The organism is Nocardia speluncae NBRC 108251, from assembly GCF_001613245.1.
Lineage (GTDB): Bacteria > Actinomycetota > Actinomycetes > Mycobacteriales > Mycobacteriaceae > Nocardia > Nocardia speluncae.
Genome location: NZ_BDBZ01000034.1, coordinates 53,452 through 77,373, shown reverse-complemented (window position 1 = coordinate 77,373; position 23,922 = coordinate 53,452). Strand labels below are relative to the sequence as shown.

The 23,922-nt window shown below is 67.0% G+C and carries 22 protein-coding genes and 1 tRNA gene; 14 read left to right on the top strand and 9 right to left on the bottom strand.

Annotation, left to right across the window (positions count from 1 at the left end):
- Nucleotides 1–26 precede the first annotated feature (26 nt).
- From NS6_RS24790 to NS6_RS24780, 3 genes are all read left to right on the top strand, one after another.
- Nucleotides 27–611 carry a dihydrofolate reductase family protein gene (locus tag NS6_RS24790; RefSeq protein WP_068046095.1) on the top strand — a complete coding sequence of 195 codons (585 nt, stop codon included), beginning with the start codon at nucleotides 27–29 and terminating at the stop codon, nucleotides 609–611.
- Between the two features lie 178 nt (nucleotides 612–789).
- On the top strand, nucleotides 790–2,055 hold the full coding sequence (locus NS6_RS24785; protein ID WP_068046092.1) for an aspartate kinase: 1,266 nt from the start codon (nucleotides 790–792) through the stop codon (nucleotides 2,053–2,055).
- Nucleotides 2,056–2,058: 3 nt separating this feature from the next.
- Nucleotides 2,059–3,093, top strand: a complete 1,035-nt coding sequence (locus NS6_RS24780; RefSeq protein ID WP_068046089.1) for an aspartate-semialdehyde dehydrogenase — start codon at nucleotides 2,059–2,061, stop codon at nucleotides 3,091–3,093.
- Nucleotides 3,094–3,140: 47 nt separating this feature from the next.
- Here the strand turns inward: NS6_RS24780 and NS6_RS24775 are convergent, their stop codons facing one another.
- Nucleotides 3,141–4,487 carry a serine hydrolase domain-containing protein gene (locus NS6_RS24775; RefSeq protein ID WP_068046085.1) on the bottom strand — a complete coding sequence of 449 codons (1,347 nt, stop codon included), beginning with the start codon at nucleotides 4,485–4,487 and terminating at the stop codon, nucleotides 3,141–3,143.
- A gap of 1,053 nt (nucleotides 4,488–5,540) precedes the next feature.
- Between NS6_RS24775 and NS6_RS24770 the strand changes: the two genes are divergently transcribed.
- The 5 genes from NS6_RS24770 (at nucleotide 5,541) to NS6_RS24750 (ending at nucleotide 11,158) form a co-directional block, all read left to right on the top strand.
- Nucleotides 5,541–5,969, top strand: a complete 429-nt coding sequence (locus NS6_RS24770; protein WP_068046083.1) for a hypothetical protein — start codon at nucleotides 5,541–5,543, stop codon at nucleotides 5,967–5,969.
- A gap of 160 nt (nucleotides 5,970–6,129) precedes the next feature.
- A complete protein-coding gene (locus tag NS6_RS24765) occupies nucleotides 6,130–7,545 on the top strand; it encodes a sensor histidine kinase (RefSeq protein WP_068046214.1) in 1,416 nt (471 codons plus the stop codon).
- 3 nt (nucleotides 7,546–7,548) lie between these two features.
- Nucleotides 7,549–8,211, top strand: coding sequence for a response regulator transcription factor (locus tag NS6_RS24760; RefSeq protein WP_068046079.1), 663 nt, complete (start codon nucleotides 7,549–7,551; stop codon nucleotides 8,209–8,211).
- 49 nt (nucleotides 8,212–8,260) lie between these two features.
- Complete coding sequence (locus NS6_RS24755; protein ID WP_245669493.1) at nucleotides 8,261–9,826, top strand: SLC13 family permease; 1,566 nt, start codon at nucleotides 8,261–8,263, stop codon at nucleotides 9,824–9,826.
- 33 nt (nucleotides 9,827–9,859) lie between these two features.
- The gene (locus tag NS6_RS24750; RefSeq protein WP_068046076.1) at nucleotides 9,860–11,158 is read left to right on the top strand and encodes a glycerate kinase family protein; all 1,299 of its coding nucleotides are present in this window, start codon (nucleotides 9,860–9,862) and stop codon (nucleotides 11,156–11,158) included.
- Nucleotides 11,159–11,292: 134 nt separating this feature from the next.
- Here the strand turns inward: NS6_RS24750 and NS6_RS24745 are convergent, their stop codons facing one another.
- On the bottom strand, nucleotides 11,293–12,558 hold the full coding sequence (locus NS6_RS24745; RefSeq protein WP_068046073.1) for an FAD-dependent monooxygenase: 1,266 nt from the start codon (nucleotides 12,556–12,558) through the stop codon (nucleotides 11,293–11,295).
- Nucleotides 12,559–12,665: 107 nt separating this feature from the next.
- Between NS6_RS24745 and NS6_RS24740 the strand changes: the two genes are divergently transcribed.
- Nucleotides 12,666–13,274 (top strand): TetR/AcrR family transcriptional regulator, encoded by a 609-nt coding sequence (locus NS6_RS24740; protein ID WP_068046069.1) that lies wholly within the window; start codon nucleotides 12,666–12,668, stop codon nucleotides 13,272–13,274.
- A 31-nt stretch (nucleotides 13,275–13,305) separates the two neighbouring features.
- Here the strand turns inward: NS6_RS24740 and NS6_RS24735 are convergent.
- A tRNA-Pro gene (locus NS6_RS24735) sits at nucleotides 13,306–13,379 on the bottom strand.
- An 84-nt stretch (nucleotides 13,380–13,463) separates the two neighbouring features.
- A complete protein-coding gene (locus tag NS6_RS24730; RefSeq protein ID WP_068046208.1) occupies nucleotides 13,464–14,423 on the bottom strand; it encodes a metallophosphoesterase in 960 nt (319 codons plus the stop codon).
- A 204-nt stretch (nucleotides 14,424–14,627) separates the two neighbouring features.
- Between NS6_RS24730 and NS6_RS24725 the strand changes: the two genes are divergently transcribed.
- The gene (locus tag NS6_RS24725) at nucleotides 14,628–15,092 is read left to right on the top strand and encodes a GatB/YqeY domain-containing protein (protein WP_068046067.1); all 465 of its coding nucleotides are present in this window, start codon (nucleotides 14,628–14,630) and stop codon (nucleotides 15,090–15,092) included.
- 31 nt (nucleotides 15,093–15,123) lie between these two features.
- Here NS6_RS24725 and NS6_RS24720 read toward each other — a convergent pair whose 3' ends face one another.
- Nucleotides 15,124–17,511 carry a penicillin-binding protein gene (locus tag NS6_RS24720; protein ID WP_281211434.1) on the bottom strand — a complete coding sequence of 796 codons (2,388 nt, stop codon included), beginning with the start codon at nucleotides 17,509–17,511 and terminating at the stop codon, nucleotides 15,124–15,126.
- 349 nt (nucleotides 17,512–17,860) lie between these two features.
- Between NS6_RS24720 and NS6_RS24715 the strand changes: the two genes are divergently transcribed.
- The gene (locus NS6_RS24715; RefSeq protein WP_068046064.1) at nucleotides 17,861–18,184 is read left to right on the top strand and encodes a WhiB family transcriptional regulator; all 324 of its coding nucleotides are present in this window, start codon (nucleotides 17,861–17,863) and stop codon (nucleotides 18,182–18,184) included.
- Nucleotides 18,185–18,280: 96 nt separating this feature from the next.
- On the opposite strand, the gene bagB is transcribed toward NS6_RS24715, so the two are convergent.
- Nucleotides 18,281–19,420 (bottom strand): ATPase BagB, encoded by a 1,140-nt coding sequence (bagB, locus tag NS6_RS24710; protein WP_068046062.1) that lies wholly within the window; start codon nucleotides 19,418–19,420, stop codon nucleotides 18,281–18,283.
- On the bottom strand, nucleotides 19,417–20,436 hold the full coding sequence (gene bagA / locus NS6_RS24705) for an ATPase BagA (protein ID WP_068046059.1): 1,020 nt from the start codon (nucleotides 20,434–20,436) through the stop codon (nucleotides 19,417–19,419). The genes bagB and bagA overlap by 4 nt, the downstream gene beginning before the upstream one ends.
- Nucleotides 20,437–20,603: 167 nt before the next feature.
- Between bagA and sp36 the strand changes: the two genes are divergently transcribed.
- The 3 genes from sp36 to NS6_RS24695 all read left to right on the top strand — a co-directional run bounded on the left by sp36 (nucleotide 20,604) and on the right by NS6_RS24695 (nucleotide 22,268).
- Nucleotides 20,604–20,768, top strand: a complete 165-nt coding sequence (gene sp36 / locus NS6_RS34930; protein ID WP_086007639.1) for a Sp36 family protein — start codon at nucleotides 20,604–20,606, stop codon at nucleotides 20,766–20,768.
- Between the two features lie 5 nt (nucleotides 20,769–20,773).
- On the top strand, nucleotides 20,774–21,259 hold the full coding sequence (locus NS6_RS24700; RefSeq protein ID WP_068046057.1) for a RidA family protein: 486 nt from the start codon (nucleotides 20,774–20,776) through the stop codon (nucleotides 21,257–21,259).
- 214 nt (nucleotides 21,260–21,473) lie between these two features.
- Complete coding sequence (locus tag NS6_RS24695; RefSeq protein WP_068046054.1) at nucleotides 21,474–22,268, top strand: MBL fold metallo-hydrolase; 795 nt, start codon at nucleotides 21,474–21,476, stop codon at nucleotides 22,266–22,268.
- A 443-nt stretch (nucleotides 22,269–22,711) separates the two neighbouring features.
- Here NS6_RS24695 and NS6_RS24690 read toward each other — a convergent pair whose 3' ends face one another.
- A complete protein-coding gene (locus NS6_RS24690) occupies nucleotides 22,712–23,386 on the bottom strand; it encodes a Crp/Fnr family transcriptional regulator (RefSeq protein ID WP_068046052.1) in 675 nt (224 codons plus the stop codon).
- Between the two features lie 154 nt (nucleotides 23,387–23,540).
- Complete coding sequence (locus NS6_RS24685; protein WP_081595241.1) at nucleotides 23,541–23,780, bottom strand: hypothetical protein; 240 nt, start codon at nucleotides 23,778–23,780, stop codon at nucleotides 23,541–23,543.
- Between the last annotated feature and the right edge of the window lie 142 nt (nucleotides 23,781–23,922).

Here is a 23,922-nt window from a genome sequence, read left to right as displayed (position 1 = left end):
ATAGTGATATGAATAGGCGGTACCTCATGCGAAAACTGGTCTACTACGTGGGCGCCTCGATCGACGGCTACATTGCCGGTCCGGGCGGGGAAATCGACTTCTACCCCGTCGCCGACGACATGATGCAGTGGATCAATGCCCGCTATCCAGAAACGGTCCCGGGCCATATCCGGAAACTCGTCGGCCTGCCCGTCGATACGCCCAATCAGTGCTGGGACACCCTGGTCATGGGTCGCGGAACCTACGATCCGGCTCTCGATATCGACATCGCCAGCCCCTACCCGCATATGAAGCAGTACGTGGTCTCGACCACGCTCGAACGGATCGGGGATCCCGAGATCGAACTCGTCCGCACCGACCCGGTGGAACTCGTGCGGCGCCTCAAGCGGGAAGACGGTCCGGAAGGCAAGGACATCTGGCTCGCCGGCGGTGGCAAACTCGCGGGAGCGCTGATCGACGAGATCGACGAGATGATCGTCAAGAGCTATCCGGTATCGGCCGGCGCGGGTGTTCCGATCATCAGCGGAGCGTTCCGGCCGACGCTGTTCACCCCTGTGCGGCGCAAGGAGTTCAGCAACGGGGCGCAGGTCACCTGGTTCGAACGCGGCTGACACCGGCTCCTGGAGAGGTTCGGGCGCCCGCGCGTCGGGCCCCCGCCCGACACGGTAAACGTGACGTCACACGGCTGTGTGTTATTCCACAGCCAGGGCGGATACTGCCGGAGCAAGCACGGCGGGCTCGGTACGCTTATGCACTGATCGCCTGTTCGCCGACATTGGAGGACCCCTCGTGGCACTCGTTGTCCAGAAGTACGGAGGATCCTCGGTCGCCTCGGCCGACCGGATCCGGCGCGTCGCCGAACGGATCGTCGAGACGAAGAAGCAAGGCCATGACGTGGTCGTGGTCTGCTCGGCCATGGGTGACACCACCGACGAACTGCTCGACCTGGCCGAACAGGTCGCTCCCGCGCCACCCGCCCGGGAGATGGATATGCTGCTCACCTCCGGTGAACGCATCTCCAATGCGCTGGTGGCCATGGCCATCCACACTCTCGGCGCCGAGGCGCGGTCGTTCACCGGCTCCCAGGCCGGCGTGATCACCACATCGGTGCACGGTAAGGCCAAGATCATCGACGTGACGCCCAGCCGCGTCCAGGAAGCTCTCGACGAGGGCACGATCGTGCTCGTCGCGGGTTTCCAGGGCGTGAGCCAGGACAGCAAGGACGTCACCACGCTCGGCCGTGGCGGTTCGGATACCACCGCCGTCGCCTTGGCCGCCGCGCTGGAAGCCGACGTCTGCGAGATCTACACCGATGTGGACGGAGTGTTCACCGCCGATCCGCGCATCGTCGCCGACGCGCAGAAACTCGAGCAGGTCTCCTACGAGGAGATGCTGGAGATGGCGGCCTGCGGGTCCAAAGTGCTGATGCTGCGCTGCGTCGAATACGCGCGCCGCTACAACGTGCCCGTGCATGTGCGCTCGTCCTATACCGACAAGCCGGGCACCTACGTATACGGATCGATGGAGGACATCCCCTTGGAACAAGCAATCCTCACGGGCGTCGCGCACGACCGCAGCGAGGCCAAGGTGACCGTGGTCGGGCTACCGGACGTTCCCGGATACGCCGCCAAGGTGTTCCGCGCCGTCGCCGAGTCCGAAATCAACATCGATATGGTCCTGCAGAACATCTCCAAGGTGGAGACCGGTAAGACCGATATCACCTTCACCCTGCCCCGTTCCGACGGCCAGCGGGCGGTGGAGATGCTCGCCGGGCATCAAGAGGAGATCGGCTTCTCGCAGGTGCTCTACGACGATCACATCGGCAAAGTGTCGCTGGTCGGCGCCGGTATGAAGAGCCACCCCGGGGTCACCGCCACCTTCTGTGAGGCGCTGGCCGAGGCCGGTATCAATATCGACCTCATCTCGACCTCCGAGATCCGCATCTCGGTACTGGTCAAGGACACCGAACTCGACGACGCCGTGCAGGTACTGCACAGTGCCTTCGATCTCGGCGGCGACGAGGTCGCCGTCGTGCACGCCGGAACGGGGCGATAACAGATGGGTCTACGTGTAGGCGTGGTCGGCGCGACCGGGCAGGTCGGCGCCGTGATGCGCAAACTCCTGGAAGAACGTGATTTCCCCGCCGACGAGCTGCGGTTCTTCGCCTCGGCCCGCTCGGCCGGTAAGAAACTGCCGTGGCGCGGCGGCGAGATCGTCGTGGAGGACACCGAAACCGCCGACCCCACCGGCTTGGACATCGCCCTGTTCTCCGCCGGCGCGACCATGTCGCGCGTGCAGGCGCCGCGGTTCGCGGCGGCCGGGGTCACGGTGATCGACAATTCGTCGGCGTGGCGCAAGGATCCGGATGTTCCACTGGTGGTCAGCGAGGTCAACCCGGAACAGACCCGCAATCTCACCAAGGGCATCATCGCCAACCCGAACTGCACCACGATGGCCGCTATGCCGGTGCTCAAACCGCTGCACGACGCGGCCGGGCTGCAGCGGTTGATCGTGTCCAGCTACCAGGCGGTCTCGGGGAGCGGGCTGGCCGGCGTCGAGGAACTCGTCTCGCAGACCCGTGCGGTGATCGACGACGCCGAGAAACTCACCCACGACGGCAGCGCCGTGGATTTCCCGGCCCCGAACAAGTACGTGGCACCCATCGCCTTCAACGTGCTCGCGCTTGCGGGTTCGCTGGTGGACGACGGCACCGGCGAGACCGACGAGGACCAGAAGCTGCGCAACGAGAGCCGCAAGATTCTCGGTCTGCCCGAGCTGCTGGTGAGCGGTACCTGCGTGCGGGTTCCGGTATTCACCGGCCACTCGCTGTCGATCAACGCCGAATTCGCCGATCCGCTGTCGGTGCAGCGGGCCCAGGAGATCCTGGCGAAGGCGCCCGGCGTGCAGTTGGTCGATGTACCGACGCCGCTGGCCGCCGCGGGTAAGGACGAATCCTTGGTCGGCCGTATCCGCCAGGATCCAGGTGTGCCGGACGGCCGCGGTCTGGCGCTGTTCATCTCCGGTGACAACCTACGCAAGGGCGCCGCGCTCAACACCATCCAGATCGCGGAAGTGCTACTCGCTGATCGGTGACGACCGGCTTTCTCCCCGGCGCGCGACATGCCGGGGGGAAAGCGGGCTCAGCGGATTCCCGGCGTACGCGGATCGGTACCGAGGCAGGCCAGCAACACACACCCCGGCGGTGCATCGGTGAACGGAGCCGTCAGTGGCTCGCTCAGGCAGGCGAAGACATCGCAGCCCGGATACGCCGAATTACCGATCCCGAAGACCGCCAGCAGGATATCGGTATCGATGTAGGCGCCCGGGTCCGCTCTCACCGGGGGTTCCACGTACGGGCCCGGATCGGCGACCGGTGGCTCCCGGAACGCGGCCAGGAGTCGCCGGAAGAATTCGTGCGGCAATTCCTCGAAGTTCTGGATTACCCCGGCCGGGCCGTATTTGCTGATATTGCCGAAAACGCCGGTCCACACCACCACCAGATCCAGGCTCGGAACGACGAAGACGTTCTGCAACCCCATTCCGGACATCGCGTAGGTATCCGGTGGCAGGAACGACGGATTCTCCGCGCAGCTCGATCCGAGCCAGAACAGATAGCCGTAACACGGGTTCGCCCGTGACGGTGTGGTCGCGCGGGACAGATACTGCGTGGATACGACCTGCTGCCCGTCCCAGTCGCCGTCGTTGGCCACCAGCAGTCCCAGCTTGGCCAGATCGGCCGGCGGGATCAACAGATGTGCGTAACCGTAGGTGTGGCCGCTGCGGTCCCGCGCCCAGTACCAGTCACCCCGGTCGATACCCAACGGCGTGAACAATTCTCGCTGCGCGAACTCCTGTAGCGGTTCGCCGACGGCCAGCTCCACCACATAGGAGAGCAGATCCACGGTGCGCTGACTGTAGGTGAACACGGTGCCGGGTTCGTGATCCAGCGGTACGCCCAGTGCCTGAACAGCGCTGTTGGGATCGATGGGGACAGCTCCCGTGATGCCTTCGGTCACCACCCCGGTACGCATACCGGATGTTTCGGTGAGCAGGTTTTCGATCGTGATCGCCCGCCGCCGGGTGTCGCCCAGACCGGGCGGCAGATACCGGTCGATCGGGGCCGCGATATCCACCAGCCCACGATCCGCGGCGATCCCGGTGATCAGTGAGACCACACTCTTGGTCACGCTCCAGATATTCCACGGGATATGCCCGGTCTGCTCGTTGGCCGGGCCCTCGCCCACCAAGCAGTTGTGCCGGAATACCTGCACATTCAACCGGTTCCGGCCGCCGGCGAAGGTCAGTGCGTCTGTCAGCCGCTGCGCGTCCAGGCCCACCTGCTCGGGTTGCGCCCGCTGCGGTTCCCGCCCGGAACTCACTGTGCATTCGGCCTGCGCCGGCGCGGCGTACGCCTGAGCCGCGAAAACCTGTCCCACCACCAGTGTTACCGCTGTGACCCCCGCCAGGAGCCCACCGAAACGCGCCATGCGCACACACTAATGCCGGGGTGCCGGCACACGCCGGTACTGCCGGGCGTGGCACCGGCGCAGATACGCGACGCCCCTGATCGATCCGGGATCGATCAGGGGCGTCACACCCATCGGCACTCGTACCGTGCGGTCACGATGTCGGTACGGGCGCGGCTACAGCAGGCCGAACCAATAAACCACCGAGGCCAGCGCCCATAGGACCAACGTATCCATCGACACTCCCACTCTTGTCGTAGCGGATGCTCTCCATGATGCCCGAGATACCCGGCCGGCGGGACCCCCGCACATCTCGTGCCACGACCTTGATTGCACTGTGACGGATCGTGTTCTCAGCGTTATAAGTTCACGTTAAGGGCGCGCCAAGCGCGGGGACGCATTGTTGAGTCACGCCGGAGAACACACCGGCACTCACACCGCGAAGAGGAACCCTGTAGATGATCACCCAGCTGACCACCGAACTGTATGCGCCCGGATACCTCGTCGAGGACGGTCGCGCCGAGCTCGGCGTCATCGACTCCCGCCAGTAGTCGCGACGCCGCTGAAAGAGGGGGCGGGATGCGAACCGGTGCCTGGGGAGGACCCGGTACGCATCCCGGAAAGTACGGATCCAGGGGAATCGTGGGGGATCCGTGGGGGTGTGGTGGGTCCGGTGACCGGGGAGGGGAACCGGAACCACTGCGGGGGGACAAGGCCGGTCGGAGCAGTGGGGAGGCGGCCGACCGGGTGGGCCGGTCTGTCTCGCGGGGTGGCAGACCGGCTCACGGGCAGGGCGTCGTCGATCGGACCGGTCTCGCGGGGTGACCGGCCCGGCCGGCAGCCGTCACACCGTACGGCTCTTCCGGATGCTCAGTGCGGGATCAGCGAACAGTAGTCCGCCGGCCCGGCACCGCGAAAGGTAACCGTTCGAGAATCGGCACGGCAGCGTCCACGAACAGTGGCCGGCCGGACGAGACAGTGTCGAAGCGTCCGGCCGGTCGTTCGTGCCTGTGATGAAGAAATCCTCATCTACGCCTCACGACGGGGTCATCAGAGTTGGGCATAGTGGCTGTTATGTCCGGTTCTCGTTCTTTCGCCGCTGCTCTTGTTCTCGCGGGTGCCGCCGCCGTGGTCCTGGTGAGTTTTGCCCTGACCCGTTCGCCCGAGCCCGAGCTCGATCCGTCCTCGGTGTCGGTGAGTGTGGCGCCGGACGGCCCGGAGTCGCCGGCCGCGCCGGACGCCGGTCCGGACTCGGGTACGCAGATCCCGGGTGTGCCGCAGGGCGCGGTACCGCCGCCGGGCGCCACAGTTCCCGCACCGGCACCCCCGGGCCCTGCGCCCGGTCCGGCGGTGCCCGCCCCGGCACCTGTGGCTCCGCCCCCCGGACCGGCTGCCCCGGCACCCGCACCGCAACAGGGCGATGACGATGACGATGCCGACGGATTCGACGACGACGCGGATGATCAGCCGGACATGGACGGGCCGTCCGACGACGATGATTGATCTCGACCCCGCGCGTCCCGCGGACACCACGGGCCCGACTCTGCGGCAACCAGCATCTCGACCCGGCGTCATCGATCACCGCCCGGCAGCGGCCGGCTCGCGGATACTCCGTCGGCGCGGCTCCCGATTGCCGGCCCGCTGGAAAATCACCGCATGGATCATGCTCACGACCTTCCTGCTGCTGGTCGTGGTGCTGGTGACCGCCCGTAACCTGCTGCTGCGCGATGTGAACACTCGGGCGAACGCCGATATCGCGCAGGAAGCCGACGAATTCCGGACTTTCGCCGCCGAGGGGGTGGACCCGACCACCACCCAGCCGTTCACATCGGTGGAAAGGCTGCTCGAGACCTATCTGCTGCGGCAGTCGCCGATCGAGGGCGAGGTGATGGTGGGGATCGTGGACGGCAGGCAAATCCGTGGTATCCGGGGTGACCTGCCCGCGCCGGTGGCCGCCGATCCAGGTCTGTTCACCGCAACAGCAACGGCGGACCGGACCTCGGGAGTGGTCGACTCACCGGCCGGGGAGATGCGGTGGGGCCGGGTCGACGTCGAATCCGGGGCCGACCGGGGATCGTTCGTGGTGGCCGCGTTCACCGAGGTCGGTCGCGCGGGGGTGGACCGGACGATGCGCACCATCGCCGCGGTGTCGCTGACCGGGCTGGCTTTGACCACCGGTGTCGCCTATCTGGTGGCCGGACGAATCCTGTTGCCGGTGCGCACTGTGCGGGCGGTGGCCGCCGATATCGGCGAAACGGATCTCACCGCCCGTGTTCCGGTGGAGGGGCGCGACGATATCGCGGCGCTGGCGGAGACCTTCAACGATATGCTCGACCGTCTCGAACACGCCTATACGACCCAGCGGCAATTCGTCGACGACGCGGGACACGAACTGCGCACGCCGATCACGGTGGTCCGGGGGCATCTCGAACTGCTCTCCGAAGATCCGGAGGAGCGGCGCCGGACGCTCGCTCTGGTCGATTCCGAACTGAACCGGATGGGGCGGCTGGTCTCCGACCTGCTGATGCTGGCCAAGGCCGAGCAGCCGGATTTCGTGGTCCGGCGCCCGGTCGATATCGCGCAGACCATGCTGGATATCGAATCCAAGGTGCAACCGCTCGGGGAGCGGCGCTGGCATCTGATGGAGGTGGCCGAGGGAACCGCGTGGATCGACGCGCAGCGGGTCACCCAGGCGATGTTGCAGCTCGCGGCGAACGCGGTCGCCCATTCGGTGGACGGGACGACCGTGCAGCTGGGATGCCGGTTCACCGGGACCGAACCGGATCGCACCCTGTCGTTGTGGATATCGGATCAGGGGCCGGGGGTTGCGCCGGAAGACGCGCCGGTGATCTTCGAGCGGTTCCGGCGCGGGCGTCCGGCCGATAGCGCCGGGACGGACCGACGGTCCGGTGCAGGGCTCGGACTGGCCATCGTGCGGGCGATCGCCGACGCGCACCACGGATCGGCCTGGGTGCGCAGCGTGCCCGGGGACGGCGCCACATTCGGTCTCGACCTGCCGGCCGACGCAGCATATCCCGCACACCGCGACACCGCCGAACCGAACGAACGCAAGGGGTAGGAGATGAGCCGGATCCTGATCGCCGAGGACGATGTGCACATTGTGTCGTTCGTCGGCAAAGGTCTGCGCGCCGCCGGATACACCACCGAGCATGTCGGCGACGGCGAAACCGCCTTGCTGATGGCCCGTTCCGGTGCCTTCGACATGGTGATCCTCGATATCGGACTGCCCTCGATGGACGGATTCACTGTGCTGCGCCGGCTGCGCGGGGAAGGCGTGCGGACCCCGGTGGTGGTGCTCACCGCCCGCGACAGTGTCGACGATACGGTCGCCGGACTGGAGGGCGGCGCCAACGACTACATGACCAAACCGTTCCAGTTCGCCGAACTACTCGCGCGGGTACGGCTGCGTCTCCAGGACGATACGACCGCGGGTGCGCCGTCGGCTTCTCTGTCGCACAACGGTCTCAGCCTCGACCTGCGCTCCCGGCGGGTACATGTCGACGGACGAACCGTGGACCTGACAGCCCGCGAATTCGGCCTGCTCGAGGTGTTTCTCCGGCATCCCGATCAGGTCCTGAGCCGCGAGCAGATCCTCGGGCAGGTATGGGGTTACGACTTCGACCCTGCGTCCAACGTGGTCGATGTCTACGTGCGCGCGCTACGGGGCAAGATCGGCGCCCAGCGCCTGCAGACCGTACGCGGGATGGGATACCGGCTCTCATGACAGTGCAACGTCGGCAAGGTGAGACCAGGACGTGTTCCGGCGGTGGCCGGTGAAGCAGCAACCCACCGAGACGCCGCTCAGCGGTGTGGCAGGAACCCCGGTTGTGCACGGCCGGGAGGTCGTCGAGGCGACCGAATACCGGACGGTACCGCGCCGGCGCCCGTCGGCCGGTCCGTCCGCACGCCGGCCCGCATGGGCGCCGCTGCTGGCGGCGATTGCGGGGATCCTTGTGTGCCTGGGCTTTCTCGCAGCCGCGGCAGCCGGTGATCTCGCCCGCGATGGTCTGATCACGCTCGTAGTGTTCGTGGCCGCGATTTGGATGTGGGTTTTCGCGCCGGTACCCGACACCTATGTGGCACTCGGTGCGGCGGTGGCGCTCGTCGTCACCGGGCCGATCGATACCGAGACGTTCACCGGAACTCTCGGTGATTCGGTGATCTGGCTGTTGGTGGGATCGTTCGTGATCGCGGCCGCTGTCACCGCGACCGGGTTGTCGGCGCGGATCGCGGCGCGGGTTCTCACCTTCGCCCGGACCCCACGGCAGCTGATGCATCTACTCACTGCGGTCCTCCTGGTGACCACTTTCGCGATTCCGGCGACCTCCGGCCGGGCCGCCCTGGCGCTACCGGTCTTCCTGGCCCTCGCCGCCGTGCTGCGGCATCGACCGCAGCTGGTGCTGGCGCTCGCCGTGGGTATCCCTTCGGTCATCTTGTTCTCGGCGGTGGGTTCACTCCTCGGCGCGGGCGCCCATCTCATCACCAGCGAGATCGTCGCGACTGCCACCGGTGAGGGCTATCACTTCGTGCAGTGGCTGATCCTCGGCCTCCCGCTCGCGGTGGTGTGGTCGCATCTGGCTGCGGAGATCGCGCTCGCGCTGTTCGCCGACCGCACCGAGCGCCGCACCCCGCTCACCGTGCCCGCGACCGCCTTCGCAGAGGCGGCGGGGTCGGACGTGCTGGGTCCGCTGTCCGCACCCCAGCGCCGGGTACTCGGCGTGCTGGCGCTCGTGGTGGTGCTGTGGTGCACCGAGGCGTGGCACGGTGTCGACCCGGCGGTCGTCGCCGTGCTCGGCGCCTTGCTCGCCACAGCTCCGAAAATCGGTGGAACCACGTTGCCGGCCGCCGCGAAAACGATCCCGTGGACGCTGTTGTTGTTCATGGCCGCCACTCTGTGCCTGGGGATCGCCCTCACCACCAGTGGTGCGTCCGCGTGGCTCGCCGGACTCGTATTCGATCCGGTGCGTTCGCTGGGGCCCGCGGCCGGTGTGGTCTTCCTGGTGCTCACGGTGGTCGTATCTCTGGCCGCGCACTTGATGATCCAATCCCGTTCGGCTCGTTCGGCCGTGCTCGTGCCGATCATCGTCGCGACCGCTCCGGCGGTCGGCGTGGACGCCGCGGCAGCGGCCTTCCTGTCGACGGCGGCGGCCGGGTTCTGTCACACCATGACCAGTTCGGCGAAACCGATGGCCGTCTTCGCCGCATCCGACACCGTTCCGGGGTTCCGGCCCGAACATCTACTGCGCTACTCCGCCGTCCTCGCTCCGTTGTCCGTGGCGTTACTCCTCGCGTTCGCGGTCTGGGTCTGGCCGCAGCTGGGTCTCGGTCCCACCCCCTGACCCGAGTGGTCGGCTCTCTCGAAAGGCACCACCATGTCGGTTACCGTTCCGCAGCGCATCCTCGTGGCACCCAGCGGATTCAAGGAAAGCCTCGGGGCAGAATCCGTGGCGCATGCCATCGGCGCGGGTCTGCGCCGGGTGTTGCCCGGCGTGCACGTCGACCTCGCCCCGATCGCCGACGGCGGGGAGGGGACCGCCGCCATGCTCGCCGCCGAGACCGGCGGCACCCTCCATCACCTCGATGTCACCGGGCCGGTGAACCTCCCGGTGCGCGCCCATTGGGCCCGGCTCGGGTTCCCGGCAGCGAAGACGGCCGTGGTCGAGGTGGCCGCTGCCGCGGGGCTGCGGCAGGTGCCGCGTGATCGCCGAGATCCCGGTAACACCACGACATTCGGGGCCGGGGAGCTCATCGCCGCAGCACTGGACTCGGACGCGGAGCGGATCGTGGTGGGCTGCGGTGATTCCGGGACCTGCGACGGCGGCGCCGGTGCGCTGCAAGCCCTGGGTGCTCGAATCCTCGACCTGTCCGGCCGCGAAATAGGCAGCGGGGGATATGAACTCGCGCGCGCTGCTCGACTCGACCTGTCCGGTCTGCATTCCGGGGTGTCGCGCGCCGACATCGTCGTGGCGGGCAATCCGCGGAACCTGCTCTGCGGGCCGCGGGGTGTCGCGCGAGTGTTCGGACCGCAGAAGGGAGCCACACCGGCGCAGGTCGAAGAGCTGTCGTTCGCGTTGGACAACTGGGCGGCGATACTCGAACGCGATGGCCGGGCTCCCGGCGACCTGCGCACCGGACCGGTGACCGGCGCATCGGGTGGGCTCGGCGCGGGGCTGGCCGGCGGGGTGGGTGCCGCACTGCGCTCCCGGTTCGACGTACTGCTGGACTCCGGCCTCACCGGGGCGGACCTGGACCGCCGGATCGCCCGGGCGGACCTGGTGATCACCGCGGAAGGCGCGATCGACCTGCAGACCCCGCACGGAAAGGTACCGGCCGAAATCGCCCGCAGGTCCCGCGTCCAGGGCGTGCCGGTGGTCGCGCTGGCCGGTTCGCTGGGAGAGGGGGCGCCGTCGGTCCACGATGTCGGCATCGGCGCCATCGCGTCGATCATCCCCGTGCCGATGGCCCTGGCCGATGCGGTGGCCGATGCCGAACGCCTGCTCACCGACGCCGCAGAACGCATGATGCGGATGCTGCTGGTCGGCGGAGCCCTCTCGGTGCGGATGAGCCGCGGTGCGGGCCGTCCCGTCCGGCCCACCGGCTCCGGAACCCGCCGTACCACCGGACCGCGCATCCCCGCTGCCCGCGGCCGGACCCGTGGACAGCATCAGTAAAGGCGGTCTCCAGCCTGGTGCGCCCGCCGGCGTGACGCGGTGGTCACTCCCATGAGCCTCCTGTCCGGTGCTACGGCTCGGCGCCGGCTGTCCACGCCGGCCGGCCGGTTCGCCGCGTGCACTGCGGCGAGCGGTCAGGTCAGCGGGGGAGCCGGTTGCGCCGCCGGGTAATCCGGGAGGGTGTAGCTCTCCGTCTCCGACAGCATGCGGGTCATCAGCGGCTGCATCACCCGTGATGTCGCGATGCGCGCGAAGGCGTGCGCGGCGCGGATACCGGTCTTGGTGCGTGGCACCATTGCCTTCACTCCGCCCGGCGGTAACTGCTGTGCCGATTCGACGAACGGCCGCAGGGTTTCGGTGTAGCGAGTGAGGGCGGCGGCCGGGTCGTGCGGGGTGTGGGCGATTTCCCCGGCCAGGACGTAGGCACCCACCAGCGCCATGGCCGTGCCCTGACCGCTGAGCGGTGACCCGCAGTAGCCGGCGTCGCCCACCAGCGCGATCCGCCCGTTGGTCCAGTGCGGCAGGGTGATCCGCGCGATCTCGTCGAAGTAGAAGTCCTCGGCCCGGTCCATCGCGTCGAGGATGGTGGCGGTCTGCCAGCCGCCGCCGGTGAGGCTTGTGCGGATGAGCTCCTGCTGGCCCCCGATATTACGCCGGAGCGCCGGGTCCGGATCGGTACGGATGATGATCAGGGCCTTGGCGGTGGCCGGATCGGCATCGGGGCGCAGCCCGGCCACGATCCCGCCGGGCATCGAGTACATGGTCATCCAGTGCGGTTCGATGCCGGCCGGGGTCGGCATGGTGAAGTACGCCGTGTAGGCGCCGAGGTAGGTGTTGAACTGCTCTTCGGGGCCGAATGCCAGCCGGCGGGTCGCCGAGTGCAGGCCGTCGGCGCCGATCACCACGTCGAATTCCATGGTTGCGCCCGAGGCGAAGCCCACTCGGACGCCGTCGCTGTGTTCGCGCAGGTCGCGAATAAATTCCCCGTACCGGTAGTCGACGCCCGGATTACCGGGTTCACTACCGGCCTCGGAGATCGCTTCCAGGAGAACCTGGTTCAGATCGCCGCGGGTTATCTCGATTTCGGCGACCGCACCGTTGCCGCCGAAGAGGTCTGCGGGCATCCGGACTATCTCGTGTCCGGCGGAATCGACGTGGAGCATGCCGCGTTCGTCGAGCTGGTGCCGGTGGATACCGGGCATCAGACCCATTCGCTCGGCTACGGTCCGGCTGGGTCCACGCAGGTCGACGGCCTGACCGCCGGGGCGGGGAGCGGCGGCGCGTTCGATCACGGTCGGCCGGATACCGGCTCGGGACAGTTGCAGGGCGACGGCATTGCCGGCGATTCCGCCGCCGGAGATCAGCACTCTGGGAGCGGCGGCACTGGAGTGTGTGGTCATCGGTTCCTCGCTGAGCTGTTTATTCGAATGTCTTAGACAAATGTCTAACACAAGCGTAGAACGAATGTCTAGTACAAACGTCTAAGACGAGCGGTTAGGGTGTGCTCATGGGAAACAAGGAGGACCTGCTGGCGGCCGCGCGCACCTGCATCTACGAGCGCGGATTCGCGGCGACCACGGCCAGGGATATCGCCACCGCAGCGGGCGTGAGTCTCGCTGCTATCGGCTACCACTTCGGGTCCAAGGACCGGCTCCTCACCGAAGCCTTCACCGACGAGACCGGCCGGGTGATCGGCGACGACCTCGAACTCCGGATCCGCGCCACCGCCGGACAATCGCCGGCGACGGCGTTTCCGCAGGTCTGGCAGGGCATCGCCGAGTTGTTCGAGCGCCACCGGGAAGTCCTCGTAGCGAGTGTGGAGAACTTGGTCAGGGTCCACCGGACGCCCAGCGAACAAGTACGTATGGGTGAGCTGAGCGAAACGGGGACCACCGAAATCGCCGCCACGCTGGCCGAAACGCATCCGGATCTGGATCCGGCGCACGCCCGCGCGCTCGGCGGGCTCTACATGATCGTCCTCAACGGATTGGTCATGCAATGGATGAGCCACCCGGAAGGCGCCCTGCCCACCTCCGCGGAACTGGGCGCGGCAATATCCGCACTGACCGGGGGAAATGGGCCCGAACACGAGAAAACCCCTGACCAGAAGAACTGATCAGGGGTCAATCGTGTCTCGACCACACGAGTCGGGGTGGCGGGATTTGAACCCACGACCTCTTCGTCCCGAACGAAGCGCGCTACCAAGCTGCGCCACACCCCGTGAAGCGGACCTGAGGAAGCTTACCCCAGGTCCGGTCCGGAAAAGAAACCGGCAGCTCGAGGCCGGTTTTCCGAACGGCAGAGCCTATCCGGCCACTGCCTGCGAGGTCGAGACGCGGCCGGAGTCGGTGGCCGATTTCTTCGGCGGCACCGCCACCAGGGTGAGCAGAGTCGCTTCGGGACGGCAGCAGAAACGGTAGGGCGCCCACGGTGAGGTGCCGATACCGGCGGAGACGTGCAGCCGGGTGTGGGCGCCCCATTTGGACGGCCCCTTCACGCGGGAGCGGTCGATATCGCAATTGGTCACCAGGGCGCCGTAACCGGGCAGGCACAACTGGCCGCCGTGCGTATGGCCGGCGAGGACCAGGTCGTAGCCGTCCTCGGCGAAACGGTCCAGTACCCGCGGCTCCGGCGAATGCGTGAGACCGAGCCGTAGATCGGCCAGCGGATTCGGAGCGCCGGCGATGGTGTCGTAGCGGTCGCGCTGCATATGCGGGTCGTCGACGCCCGCACTGGCGATTCTGATACCGCCCACCTCGATATCGCGGCGGATGTGGGTGAGATCCAGCCAGCCGCGTTCGGTGAACGCCGCGCGAAGATCCTTCCACGGCAGCGGGGCACCGTGTACCCGCTTGTGATTCTTGTCGAAGTACTTCAGCGGGTTCTTCGGCACCGGCGCGAAATAGTCGTTGCTGCCGAATACGAACAGGCCGGGGCGCGACAACAGCGGACCGAGTGACTGCACCACCGCCGGTACGGCCTTCTGGTGGGACAGATTGTCGCCGGTGTTGATCACCAGGTCCGGTTCCAGGCGGTCGAGTTCGCGCAACCACTGCTGTTTGAGCTTCTGCCCGGGGGTCATGTGCAGATCGCTGATATGCAGTATCCGCAGTGGAGCGGAGCCTGGCCGCAGTACCGGCATGGTGGCTTCGCGGAGAACAAAGGCATTGCGTTCGATCAGTGAGGCGTAGCCGACTCCGGCAGCCGCGGCTCCGGCTGCGCCGAGCGCGGTCCGGCGCAGGGCCGACGTCGAGATCACGGGCATTTGCCCAGCATAGGTGACCAGCAGGCGCAGTGCGCAGCGTGTTGAACCACAGCAACGCTGCCGTAGCGAGCGGATCACCTGTGCACTTCTGTCCGCACCGAGCCCGTGGCCTCGGGAAACGATCCGATCACCGCAGGTGGACACGCCCGGCGCGGAAGGATAATCCGATGGGCGTGGCGTGGTGCAGCGGCTACCGTTGCGCCCATGTCGGAACTGAAAACGAGGCTACGCGCCGATATGACCGCCGCGATGAAAGCGAAGGATCCGCTTCGGCTCAATACGCTGCGGATGCTGCTCGCCGCCGTGCAGATGGCCGAGGTAGCCGGCAAGGAAGCCCGGGAACTCTCCGATGCCGAGGTCGTCGCGGTGCTGACCAAGGAGTCGAAGAAACGCAACGAGGCCGCGGAGGTCTACACCCAGGCCGGGCGTGGCGAGCTGGCGGCAAACGAGCACGCCGAGGCACGGATCATCGACGAATATCTGCCCACCCAGTTGACCGACGCGGAGGTTGCCGATCTTGCCGATACTGCAATCGCCCAGGTCGCGGAGGATCTGGGCGAGCGGCCGGGTAAACGGCAGATGGGACAGGTCATGAAAGTCGCGAACGGGCTGGCCGCAGGGAAGGCCGATGGTTCCCGGATCTCGGCGGCGGTGAAGGCGCGGCTCTAGGCGTTGCCCGCCATACCTTCAACGCCGGAGATCACCGGGGTATCGGTACCGGTATAGGGATCGGCGGCAGGAACGGCGGCAGCGGTGGCAGCCCTGGGGCGTTCGGCGGCGCGGCGGGCGGGCGCCCCGGCTCGGGCGCCTGCCGGATGGTGCCGTCGCTGAGATAGATCGTCACCTGCGAACCCGGAATCGCCGAACCGTTCGGGGTCGACCCGGTGACAGTGCCCTTCGGAGCCGAGCCGGGCGAAGTCACCGAGGTGACCTTGAAACCGGCGCCGGTGAGCGCACCGGTCGCCTCGCCCGCCGTCATCCCGACCACATCGGGGACCTGGGCGTTCTCCGCGCCGCGGACATACTTCTCGTCCACCGGAGGCAGGGCCGGCGGCGGGAAGTTCGCCGAGGCCTCCTTGACGGCTTTGAACCAGCTCCTGGCGGGCTCGTTACCGCCGAACAGGCCGTTGGCATCGCTGGCCGGGCAGTTGCGCAGTGGGAAGGAGCAGATCTCGCCGGGTGTGGGGCTGTCGCCGTAGATGTAGGCCGCACCCGCCATCGAATTGGTGAAACCGACGAACGCCGAAGAGCGGTGGCTTTCGGTGGTTCCGGTCTTCGCGGCCACGGGCCCTTGCCAGCCGGTCGCGGCCGCAGCGGCCCCGGCGGTACCGCCCGGATCGTGGTCCTTGCCCATCGCGTTGGCCAGAGTGTCGGCCAGCCCCGGTTCGACGACCTGCTCGCAGGCCTGTTCGGTGAGCGGCACCGGTTTGCCGTACCGGTCGATCACCTCTGCGACAGGCGACGGCGGGCACCATGTCCCGCCGGACGCCAAGGTGGCCGCCACGTTCGACAGCTCCAGCGGATTCACCGCGACAGGGCCGAGCGTGAACGAACCGAGGTTCTGGCCCTTGATCATGTCGGCCAGGCTCTGGTTGTCGAAACCGGAGGTCCCGGGTTCGGTGTAGGAACGCAGGCCGAGCCGTACCGCCATATCCACGGTCGGGGTGACGCCGACGGCCTGGATGAGTTTCACGAAGGCCGTGTTGGGGGACGTGGCCAGCGCCTCGGTCACCGACATCGGCGACTTGTAGTTACCGGCGTTCTCGACGCAGTAGGTGGCGGGCGGGCAACCGGGGGCGCCGCCGTTACCCATCCCGCGGGCGTCGAACCGGCCCGGAACGTCGAGCTGGGCGTTGGTGCCCATACCCTTCTCCATCGCCGCCGCCGTGGTGAACAGTTTGAACACCGATCCCGCGCCGTCGCCGACCATCGAATACGGCTGGGCGAGCAGCGTCTCGTGGGCTTCCCGGTTGAGGCCGTAGGTGCGGCTGCTGGCCATCGCCAGTAGTGGATGTTTGTCCTTACCCGGGCCGATCAGCGACATGACCTCGGCGATATTCGGCAGTTGTGAGTCGGCGTGCTCGGCGAGGGAACGTTTCACCGCGTCCTGCACGACAGGGTCCAGGGTGGTGCGGATCAGGTATCCGCCCTTCTGGATCTGTTCCTGGCTCAGCCCGGCCTTGGCAAGATACTGCAGCGCGTAGTCGCAGAAGAAACCGCGGTCGTCGGCCGCGATACAGCCCTGCGGCAGGCCCTTCGGTTCGGGCAGCACGCCCAGCGGCTGGGCCTTAGCGGCCCGGAACTCCTCGGCCCGGCTGGGGATGTTCTGGATCATGGTGTCCAGGACGGTGTTGCGGCGGTCGGTCACGCCCTCCGGGTTGGTGTAGGGGTTCAGTTTCGAACTGCTCTGCACCATCCCCGCGAGCATCGCCGCTTGCGCGACGTTCAGGTCCTTCGCATCGATACCGAAGTAGGTCTGGGAGGCGTCCTGGATGCCGTAGGAGGAGTTGCCGAACGGGACCAGGTTCAGATACCGGGTGAGGACTTCGTCCTTGCTGAGCTCTTTGTCCAGCGTCAGCGCCATGCGGATCTCGCGGATCTTGCGCGCGGGAGTGGTCTCGATGGCGGCCCGGCGTTCGGCATCGGTTTTCGCGACCACCAGCAGGTTGAAGTTTTTCACGTACTGCTGGTCGAGCGTGGAGGCACCCTGCTGCACCTCGCCGCTGCTGGTGTTCGTGAGGAAGGCACGGATGGTGCCCTGCCAGTCGACACCGTGATGGTCGGCGAAGCGTTTGTCCTCGATGGAGACGATGGCCAGCTTCATATCGTTGGATATCTGGTCGCTGGGCACTTCGAAGCGGCGCTGCTCGTACAGGTAGGCGATGGGGTTACCGGCCGCGTCCACCATGGTGGAGACGGCCGGCACGGTTCCCTCGACCAGTTCCGCCGACACATTGTCGACAGCGTCGGCGGCGCGGTTCGAGACGAATCCGAAACCTCCGGCGACCGGGAACAACATTCCGGCAACGAGTACGGAGGCGAGTACACAGCTGCCCGCCAGCTTGAGGAGCGCACGTGTGATCGGCACAGCACCAGGGTAGAGGGTGGCCGTCCGGCTTCCGTGAAGTGTGGACATCAGGTGTTGTGTATCCGGATTCGCCGATTACGGGCCCGAATCGAGGGAACCCGCTTGACGTGCGGATTCGCCCGTGTGGGCGGGCGACAGTCGTTGGGCTGGAGGGACGGACGTACCAAAAAGTCATCATCCGGTCTTGCGCTAGCGGCATACCTTTACCTAGATTGAGAGCTCAGTGTGATAGAGCTAACACTCAATGTGGAATGTGGTGCACTTCGCAGCGGGGTTCGGGTTGCTGCGGAGTGCACGCGATTCCGGAGCGCCGTGACCCGGTGTTCGGACTGGCAAAGGGGCACACCAAATGCACATGACAACCCCCGTCGCTCGCTTGGATGTAGAGCAGGCCGAAGCAAGGATTGCCTGGGTTTCCCAGGCCCGATGCAAGGAAGTCGATCCAGATCAGTTGTTCGTACGCGGCGCGGCGCAGCGCAAGGCGGCGACGATTTGCCGGCACTGCCCGGTCCTGATGGAGTGCGGGGCGGACGCACTGGACAACAGGGTCGAGTTCGGAGTGTGGGGTGGTATGACCGAGCGGCAGCGACGGGCGCTGCTCAAACAGCATCCTGAAGTGAACTCCTGGGCGGATTTTTTCAACGCCCAGCGCCAGCACTTGATGGCAATGTAACCGTATCCCTATTGGACTACCGGCCGCCGGGCATTCGAATCGCCGAATGCCCGGCGGCCGATTGATCGCCCGGAAAATCCGCGGCGGTGAAACCGTTCAGCCGGCCGCCGCGGACTCCGTACCCGCCAGCTGGGCCCCCACCGCACGCAACGCGGACAGATCGGTGACATCGAAGGGCAGCGCCGTCACCGAGACCAGCGGCACCCGCGGATGTGCGCCGGTGAACCGGTTCAGTAGATGCTGCTCACGCCGGGCAGTCGCTACCCGGTGGGCGTGTACGCGCAGCACTCCGGTGGTCAGCGGATCGGATTCGCCGAGCCGGTCGGCAGCAGTCAAGGCGTGATCGGCCGGAAGCGAGCACAACACCGGGTGGGTCCGGTTGAGCACAAGCCCGGCCAGCGGCATCTGCTCGGTCGACAACCGATCCACGAAGAACGATGCCTCGCGTAGAGCGTCGGGTTCGGGGGCGGCGATCACCAGGAAATGCGTGCCGGGTTCGGCCAGCATCGCGAACGTCCGGTTCGCCCGCTCCTGGAAGCCGCCGAACAGCGATTCCAGCGATTGCAGGAAATTCGAGGCGTCCTTGAGCATCTGACCGCCCACAATGGTCGACACCCCGCGTACAGCCAGACTCATCGCGCCGGTGACGAACCGCCCGACCCCCCGGCCGGGCGCCATGATGACCCGGATCATGCGGCCTTCGAGGAAAGTCCCCAGCCGTTTCGGTGCGTCGAGGAAATCCAGCGCATTCCGCGACGGCGGGGTGTCCACGACGATCAGGTCCCATTCCTTTCGCCCCGCCAGCTGGCCCAGTTTCTCCATCGCCATGTACTCCTGGGTACCACCGAACGACGAGGCGACTGCCTGATAGAAGGGGTTGGCGAAGATCTGCTCGGCCTTCTCCGGTGTGGTGTGTTCGAGCACCATTTCGTCGAATGTGCGCCGCATGTTCAGCATCATGGCGTGCAGTTCGCCTTTGACCTCGGGGCCCAGCTCCACCCGCTGCGGGCTGTTGTCCAGATCCGCCACCCCCAGCGACTGGGCCAGTCGCCGCGCGGGGTCGATAGTGAGCACCACGACCTTGCGTCCCTGTTCGGCCGCCTGCAAGGCAATTGCCGCGGCGGTGGTGGTCTTGCCTACGCCGCCGGAACCGCAACACACCACGATCCGGGCGGTGGGGTCGGCGAGGATGCCGGAGATGTCCAGGGGCGCCGGGCCGGCCGGGCGGGTGCTCATCGGACTCCCTGTTCGGTCAGGTAGGAGGCCAGTTCGTACAGGCCGCCCAGATCCATACCCTCGTCGAGGGTGGGTAGCTGCAGTCGCGCGATATCCAGTTCCAGCAGGTCCGCGGCGCTCTGATCCTGGGCGCTCAACATGGTCGAATGCTCGACCGTCTCAGTGAGCAGGCCGGCGAAGTCGGCGGCCGTCAGAGTGATCCCGGCAGCTTCCAGACCTGTGCGGACGGCCTCGGTGTCGAGTTCGCCCGCGGCCGCGGCCGCACGGGTTTCCGTGCTCAGCGGGCTCTGCGCGGCGCGATTGACGATGACACTGCCGATGCGCAGATCGTTTGCGCTCAACTCGGCCACGGCATCGAGGGTCTCCTGGACGGGCAATGCCTCGAGGAGGGTGACCAGGTGAATCATCGTCTGATCCGAATGCAGCAGCCGGGATACGCTCTCGGCCTGCCCGGCGATCGGGCCGCCCTTGGCGAGTTCGGCCATCGCCTTGGTGACATCGAGGAAGCTCGCGATCCGTCCGGTCGGCGGGGCGTCGACCACGACCTCGTCGTAGACCGGCGAGCCCTGCCTATCGACCCGCACCACGCATTCCTTGATCTTGCCGGTCAGGATGACATCGCGCAGGCCCGGCGCGATGGTGGTGACGAAATCGATCGCCCCCATCCGGCGCATCGCACGCCCCGCGAACCCCAGGTTGTAGAACATGTCGAGGTATTCGAGAAAGGCGTGCTCGATATCGAGTGCCAGGGCCACGACCTCGCCGCCACCGTCGGCGGTGGCGATCTTCGTTTCGGTCGGGGGCAGCGGCGGCAGGTCGAACAGTTGCGCGATCGATTGCCGGTTCTCCACCTCGACCAGCAGTACACGCCGTCCACCCGCGGCCAGCGCCAGCGCGAGCGCCCCGGCGACCGTGGACTTACCGGTGCCGCCTTTACCGGATACGTAGTGCAGCCGGGCGTTCGCCGCACGCTCGGGCCATCCGGTTTTCATGTCCGGGTGGGCCGATTCCGACATCGTCGTTGGTTCTGCCACGGTCGCGAGCCTATAACCCGGACTGGACGGACGCCCGCATACTCCGGATTGTCCTGGTGTGGTGTACCAGACACCGGGATCCGACACCTGTTCGGCCACAGCGATCCTGCGCCGGGTACTCGGCCCGGGACCCAGTACGCTCGGTGCGCATGAGCGATATCACCTCGTGGGAGTACGCGACCGTACCGCTGCTGACCCATGCGACCAAACAGATCCTGGACCAGTGGGGCGCCGACGGCTGGGAACTGGTGACCGTGCTGCCCGGCCCGACCGGCGAACAGCATGTCGCGTACCTGAAGCGGCCGAAACAGTAAGCGCCGTGGCGGAATCCAACGTGAGCGGGCCCAATACCGACTGGCGTGCGAATCTCGACCGGCTGGGACTGAAGGTGCCCGAGGTGGTGGCTCCCGTCGCTGCCTACCTGCCCGCGGTGCGTAGCGGCGCGCAGGTCTACACCTCCGGGCAGTTGCCGTTCGTCGCGGGCGAACTGACGGCGGTCGGCAAGGTCGGCGCCGAGGTGTCGGTCGAGGAGGCGGTGCTCGCGGCCCGCTGGTGCGCGCTCAACGCGCTGGCCGCCGTGCACGATCTGGTGGGCCTCGACGAGGTGGTGCGGATCGTGAAGGTGGTCGGTTTCGTGGCCTCCGCCCCCGGGTTCACCGACCAGCCGCTGGTGATCAACGGCGCCTCGGAGTTCCTGGGCGAGGTGTTCGGCGCCGCCGGTGCGCATGCGCGTTCGGCGGTCGGCGTTTTCGAGTTGCCCAAGAACACACCGGTTGAGGTCGAACTGATCGCCGAGGTCCGATAGATCCACCTACACACCGGCGAACCGGGCCGCGATCGGGCGGAGTGCGGATCGTCACTTCGCCCGATCGGATATCTCCGACCTTCCGATGACGCTGGGGAATCTGCCGCGGCTGCCCGGTACGCCGGACTGTCCTGGGATCTGGGACCTGTACCGGCGTTATGGCGCCCTGGAACGTAGATTCGACTCTGTTACTTTCTGATCGGAGGTGTCGTCGATGACACTCACCCATCCCGCCTATGGGAAATTGCGTGCTGTCACGCCGTCCGCGGCAGTACTGCTGGCGAACAATCCGGGGCCGATGACCCTGGACGGCACCAACACCTGGATTCTGCGGGCCCCCGGGCAAACCGACTGTGTGGTGGTCGACCCGGGCCCGGACGATTCGGAGCATATCGCCGCGATCGCCGAAGCGACCGGTGGTGCGGTGGTGCTCACGCTGATCACTCACCGTCATCCGGACCATACCGGCGGGATCGACGAACTGGTCCGGTCGACCGGGTCGCCGGTACGCGCCATGGAACCGGAGTTTCTGCGCGGCGATGTCGCGCCGCTGACCGACGGTGAGGTCATCGAAGTCGCCGGTCTGCGGATCACCGTGCTGCATACCCCCGGGCATACCGCCGATTCGGTGAGCTTTCTGCTCGCGGATGCGGTGCTGACCGGCGACACCGTCCTGGGTCGCGGCACCACCGTGCTGGACCGTGACGGCACCCTGCGCGACTATCTGCGCTCGATGGACCGGTTGCTGGAGGAAGGTGCAGGCCGGGCACTGCTGCCCGCGCACGGGCCGGATCATCCAGACCTGGAACCGGTCGCGCGGTACTACATCTCCCACCGGCACGAGCGGCTCGAGCAGGTCCGCTCCGCGCTCGACGAACTCGGTGCGGACGCCGACGCCATGGACGTGGTGCGCAAGGTGTACGTGGATGTAGACGAGAGCATGTGGCCGATGGCGCGCAACTCGGTCGAATCCCAGCTCACCTATCTGCGGTCCGAGGCGGATGCCTGAGCGCGTTATCGCGTTCGACCCGCTCCCGGCGCTGTGCATGAACGGTGCGGGTGCCACGAACCGAGCCGGTACGCGGATTGTGGCTGATCCTGCGGGACCCGCATCGGCGGGTCCACTGTGCTGGCGTGGGCTACTCCGTCGGCAGGGTATCTGTTGCCGACCGACGCGGCCGATGGCGAGTCCCGTCCCGGTGACGGACTCGCGGGACGGCCGCACACGCGCCTGCTGCCTCGAACGTCGGCTCGGCAGGACGCTGGAGCGTGCGGACGAGCCGCGCGCTGTGCCGGGCCGGTAGCCCCGTAAAGGACCACTCGCGCCGTTGCGGTGGTCCGGAGAGCGGTACCCGGCTATCGGCGCTGGAGCCGGGTACCTACGAACGAACGAGTCGACCTCACGGTAACCGGGCGGCACTGCCGCGGCGCTCGCCGGCCCAGCTGTGCGATTCAGCGCGCCCGGCGGGCCAGCCGTTCGGAATCGGAGATCAGCACGCTCTTACCCTCGAGGCGCAGCCAGCCGCGATGCGCGAAATCGGCGAGCGCCTTGTTGACCGTTTCCCGGGATGCGCCCACCAACTGAGCGATCTCCTCCTGGGTCAGATCGTGGGTGACGCGCAGCGCACCGGCCTCCTGGGTGCCGAAACGCTGGGCAAGCTGCAACAGCGCCTTCGCGACCCGCCCCGGAACGTCGGTGAAGATCAGGTCCGCGAGGTTGTTGTTGGTGCGGCGCAAGCGGCGGGCCAGCACGCGCAGCAGCTGCTCGGCGATCTCCGGGCGCTGATCGATCCAGGACTTGAGCGCTTCCCGGTCCATGGTGACGGCGCGGACCTCGGTCACCGTGGTGGCCGTGGAGGTGCGCGGACCCGGATCGAAGATGGACAGCTCGCCGAACATATCCGACGGTCCCATGATGGTCAGCAGGTTTTCCCGGCCGTCCGGGGAACGGCGGCCGAGCTTCACTTTGCCGGCGGTGATGATGTACAGCCGATCGCCTGGTTCACCTTCGTTGAAGATGACGTGGCCGCGGGGGAAATCCACGGGCTGCAGCTGTTTGGCGAGCGCAGCCACCGCGGTGGGCTCAACGCCTTGGAAGATGCCGGCTCTGGCGAGGGCCTCGTCCACGAATGTGCTCCTTATCGGGAATGGCTGTAGTCGTCGGACCGAAGCGGTTCGGCCGACAGTGCAGTCTACGCGGCCTGATCGACGCGCAGTGACAGACACCACGAAAGGCAGGTTAACCGGGGGCTGTCCGGTCCACGGAAGCGGGCGCGCCGAATCAGCTCGCCCGGGCGATATCGAGGGGTTCCTCGGCCTCCTCGCTGCGGTTGCGACGCCGGCGCATACGCGCGACCGCCGCCGGTAGGCCGAGTTTGGTGAGCTCGTTGACCTCGGCGTTGCTGGCTTTGTCCAGGTAGGCCTGGACCTCCTCGTCGGGCTCGACAAGTTTGCGAAGACGGTTCTCCACTCGTTCCATACCGAGGGCGAACAGCATCAACACCACTGGGAAGAGCGCCACAGCGAGTCCTTGCATGCCGGGTAGTAAACACGGTCGAGGTCTCAGATGGAATACGGGACCAGAACTGGCAGGGCAAGGTTGTCGGTGGGTTCCGTATGGTGGACAGGTGCGAATCTCCCCCTCCGATACCGCCGGAAGCCCC

Excerpts from the sequence above, each read along its gene's own strand:
- NS6_RS24780 (WP_068046089.1), top strand. The coding sequence starts at position 2,059 with ATGGGTCTACGTGTAGGCGTGGTCGGCGCGACCGGGCAGGTCGGCGCC.
- NS6_RS24730 (WP_068046208.1), bottom strand. The coding sequence starts at position 14,423 with ATGCCCGTGATCTCGACGTCGGCCCTGCGCCGGACCGCGCTCGGCGCA.
- NS6_RS24770 (WP_068046083.1), top strand. The coding sequence starts at position 5,541 with ATGTCCGGTTCTCGTTCTTTCGCCGCTGCTCTTGTTCTCGCGGGTGCC.
- NS6_RS24725 (WP_068046067.1), top strand. The coding sequence starts at position 14,628 with ATGTCGGAACTGAAAACGAGGCTACGCGCCGATATGACCGCCGCGATG.
- NS6_RS24745 (WP_068046073.1), bottom strand. The coding sequence starts at position 12,558 with ATGACCACACACTCCAGTGCCGCCGCTCCCAGAGTGCTGATCTCCGGC.
- NS6_RS24790 (WP_068046095.1), top strand. The coding sequence starts at position 27 with ATGCGAAAACTGGTCTACTACGTGGGCGCCTCGATCGACGGCTACATT.
- NS6_RS24695 (WP_068046054.1), top strand. The coding sequence starts at position 21,474 with ATGACACTCACCCATCCCGCCTATGGGAAATTGCGTGCTGTCACGCCG.
- NS6_RS24775 (WP_068046085.1), bottom strand. The coding sequence starts at position 4,487 with ATGGCGCGTTTCGGTGGGCTCCTGGCGGGGGTCACAGCGGTAACACTG.
- NS6_RS24765 (WP_068046214.1), top strand. The coding sequence starts at position 6,130 with ATGCTCACGACCTTCCTGCTGCTGGTCGTGGTGCTGGTGACCGCCCGT.
- bagB (WP_068046062.1), bottom strand. The coding sequence starts at position 19,420 with ATGAGCACCCGCCCGGCCGGCCCGGCGCCCCTGGACATCTCCGGCATC.
- NS6_RS24750 (WP_068046076.1), top strand. The coding sequence starts at position 9,860 with ATGTCGGTTACCGTTCCGCAGCGCATCCTCGTGGCACCCAGCGGATTC.
- NS6_RS24715 (WP_068046064.1), top strand. The coding sequence starts at position 17,861 with ATGCACATGACAACCCCCGTCGCTCGCTTGGATGTAGAGCAGGCCGAA.
- sp36 (WP_086007639.1), top strand. The coding sequence starts at position 20,604 with ATGAGCGATATCACCTCGTGGGAGTACGCGACCGTACCGCTGCTGACC.
- NS6_RS24740 (WP_068046069.1), top strand. The coding sequence starts at position 12,666 with ATGGGAAACAAGGAGGACCTGCTGGCGGCCGCGCGCACCTGCATCTAC.
- NS6_RS24760 (WP_068046079.1), top strand. The coding sequence starts at position 7,549 with ATGAGCCGGATCCTGATCGCCGAGGACGATGTGCACATTGTGTCGTTC.
- bagA (WP_068046059.1), bottom strand. The coding sequence starts at position 20,436 with ATGTCGGAATCGGCCCACCCGGACATGAAAACCGGATGGCCCGAGCGT.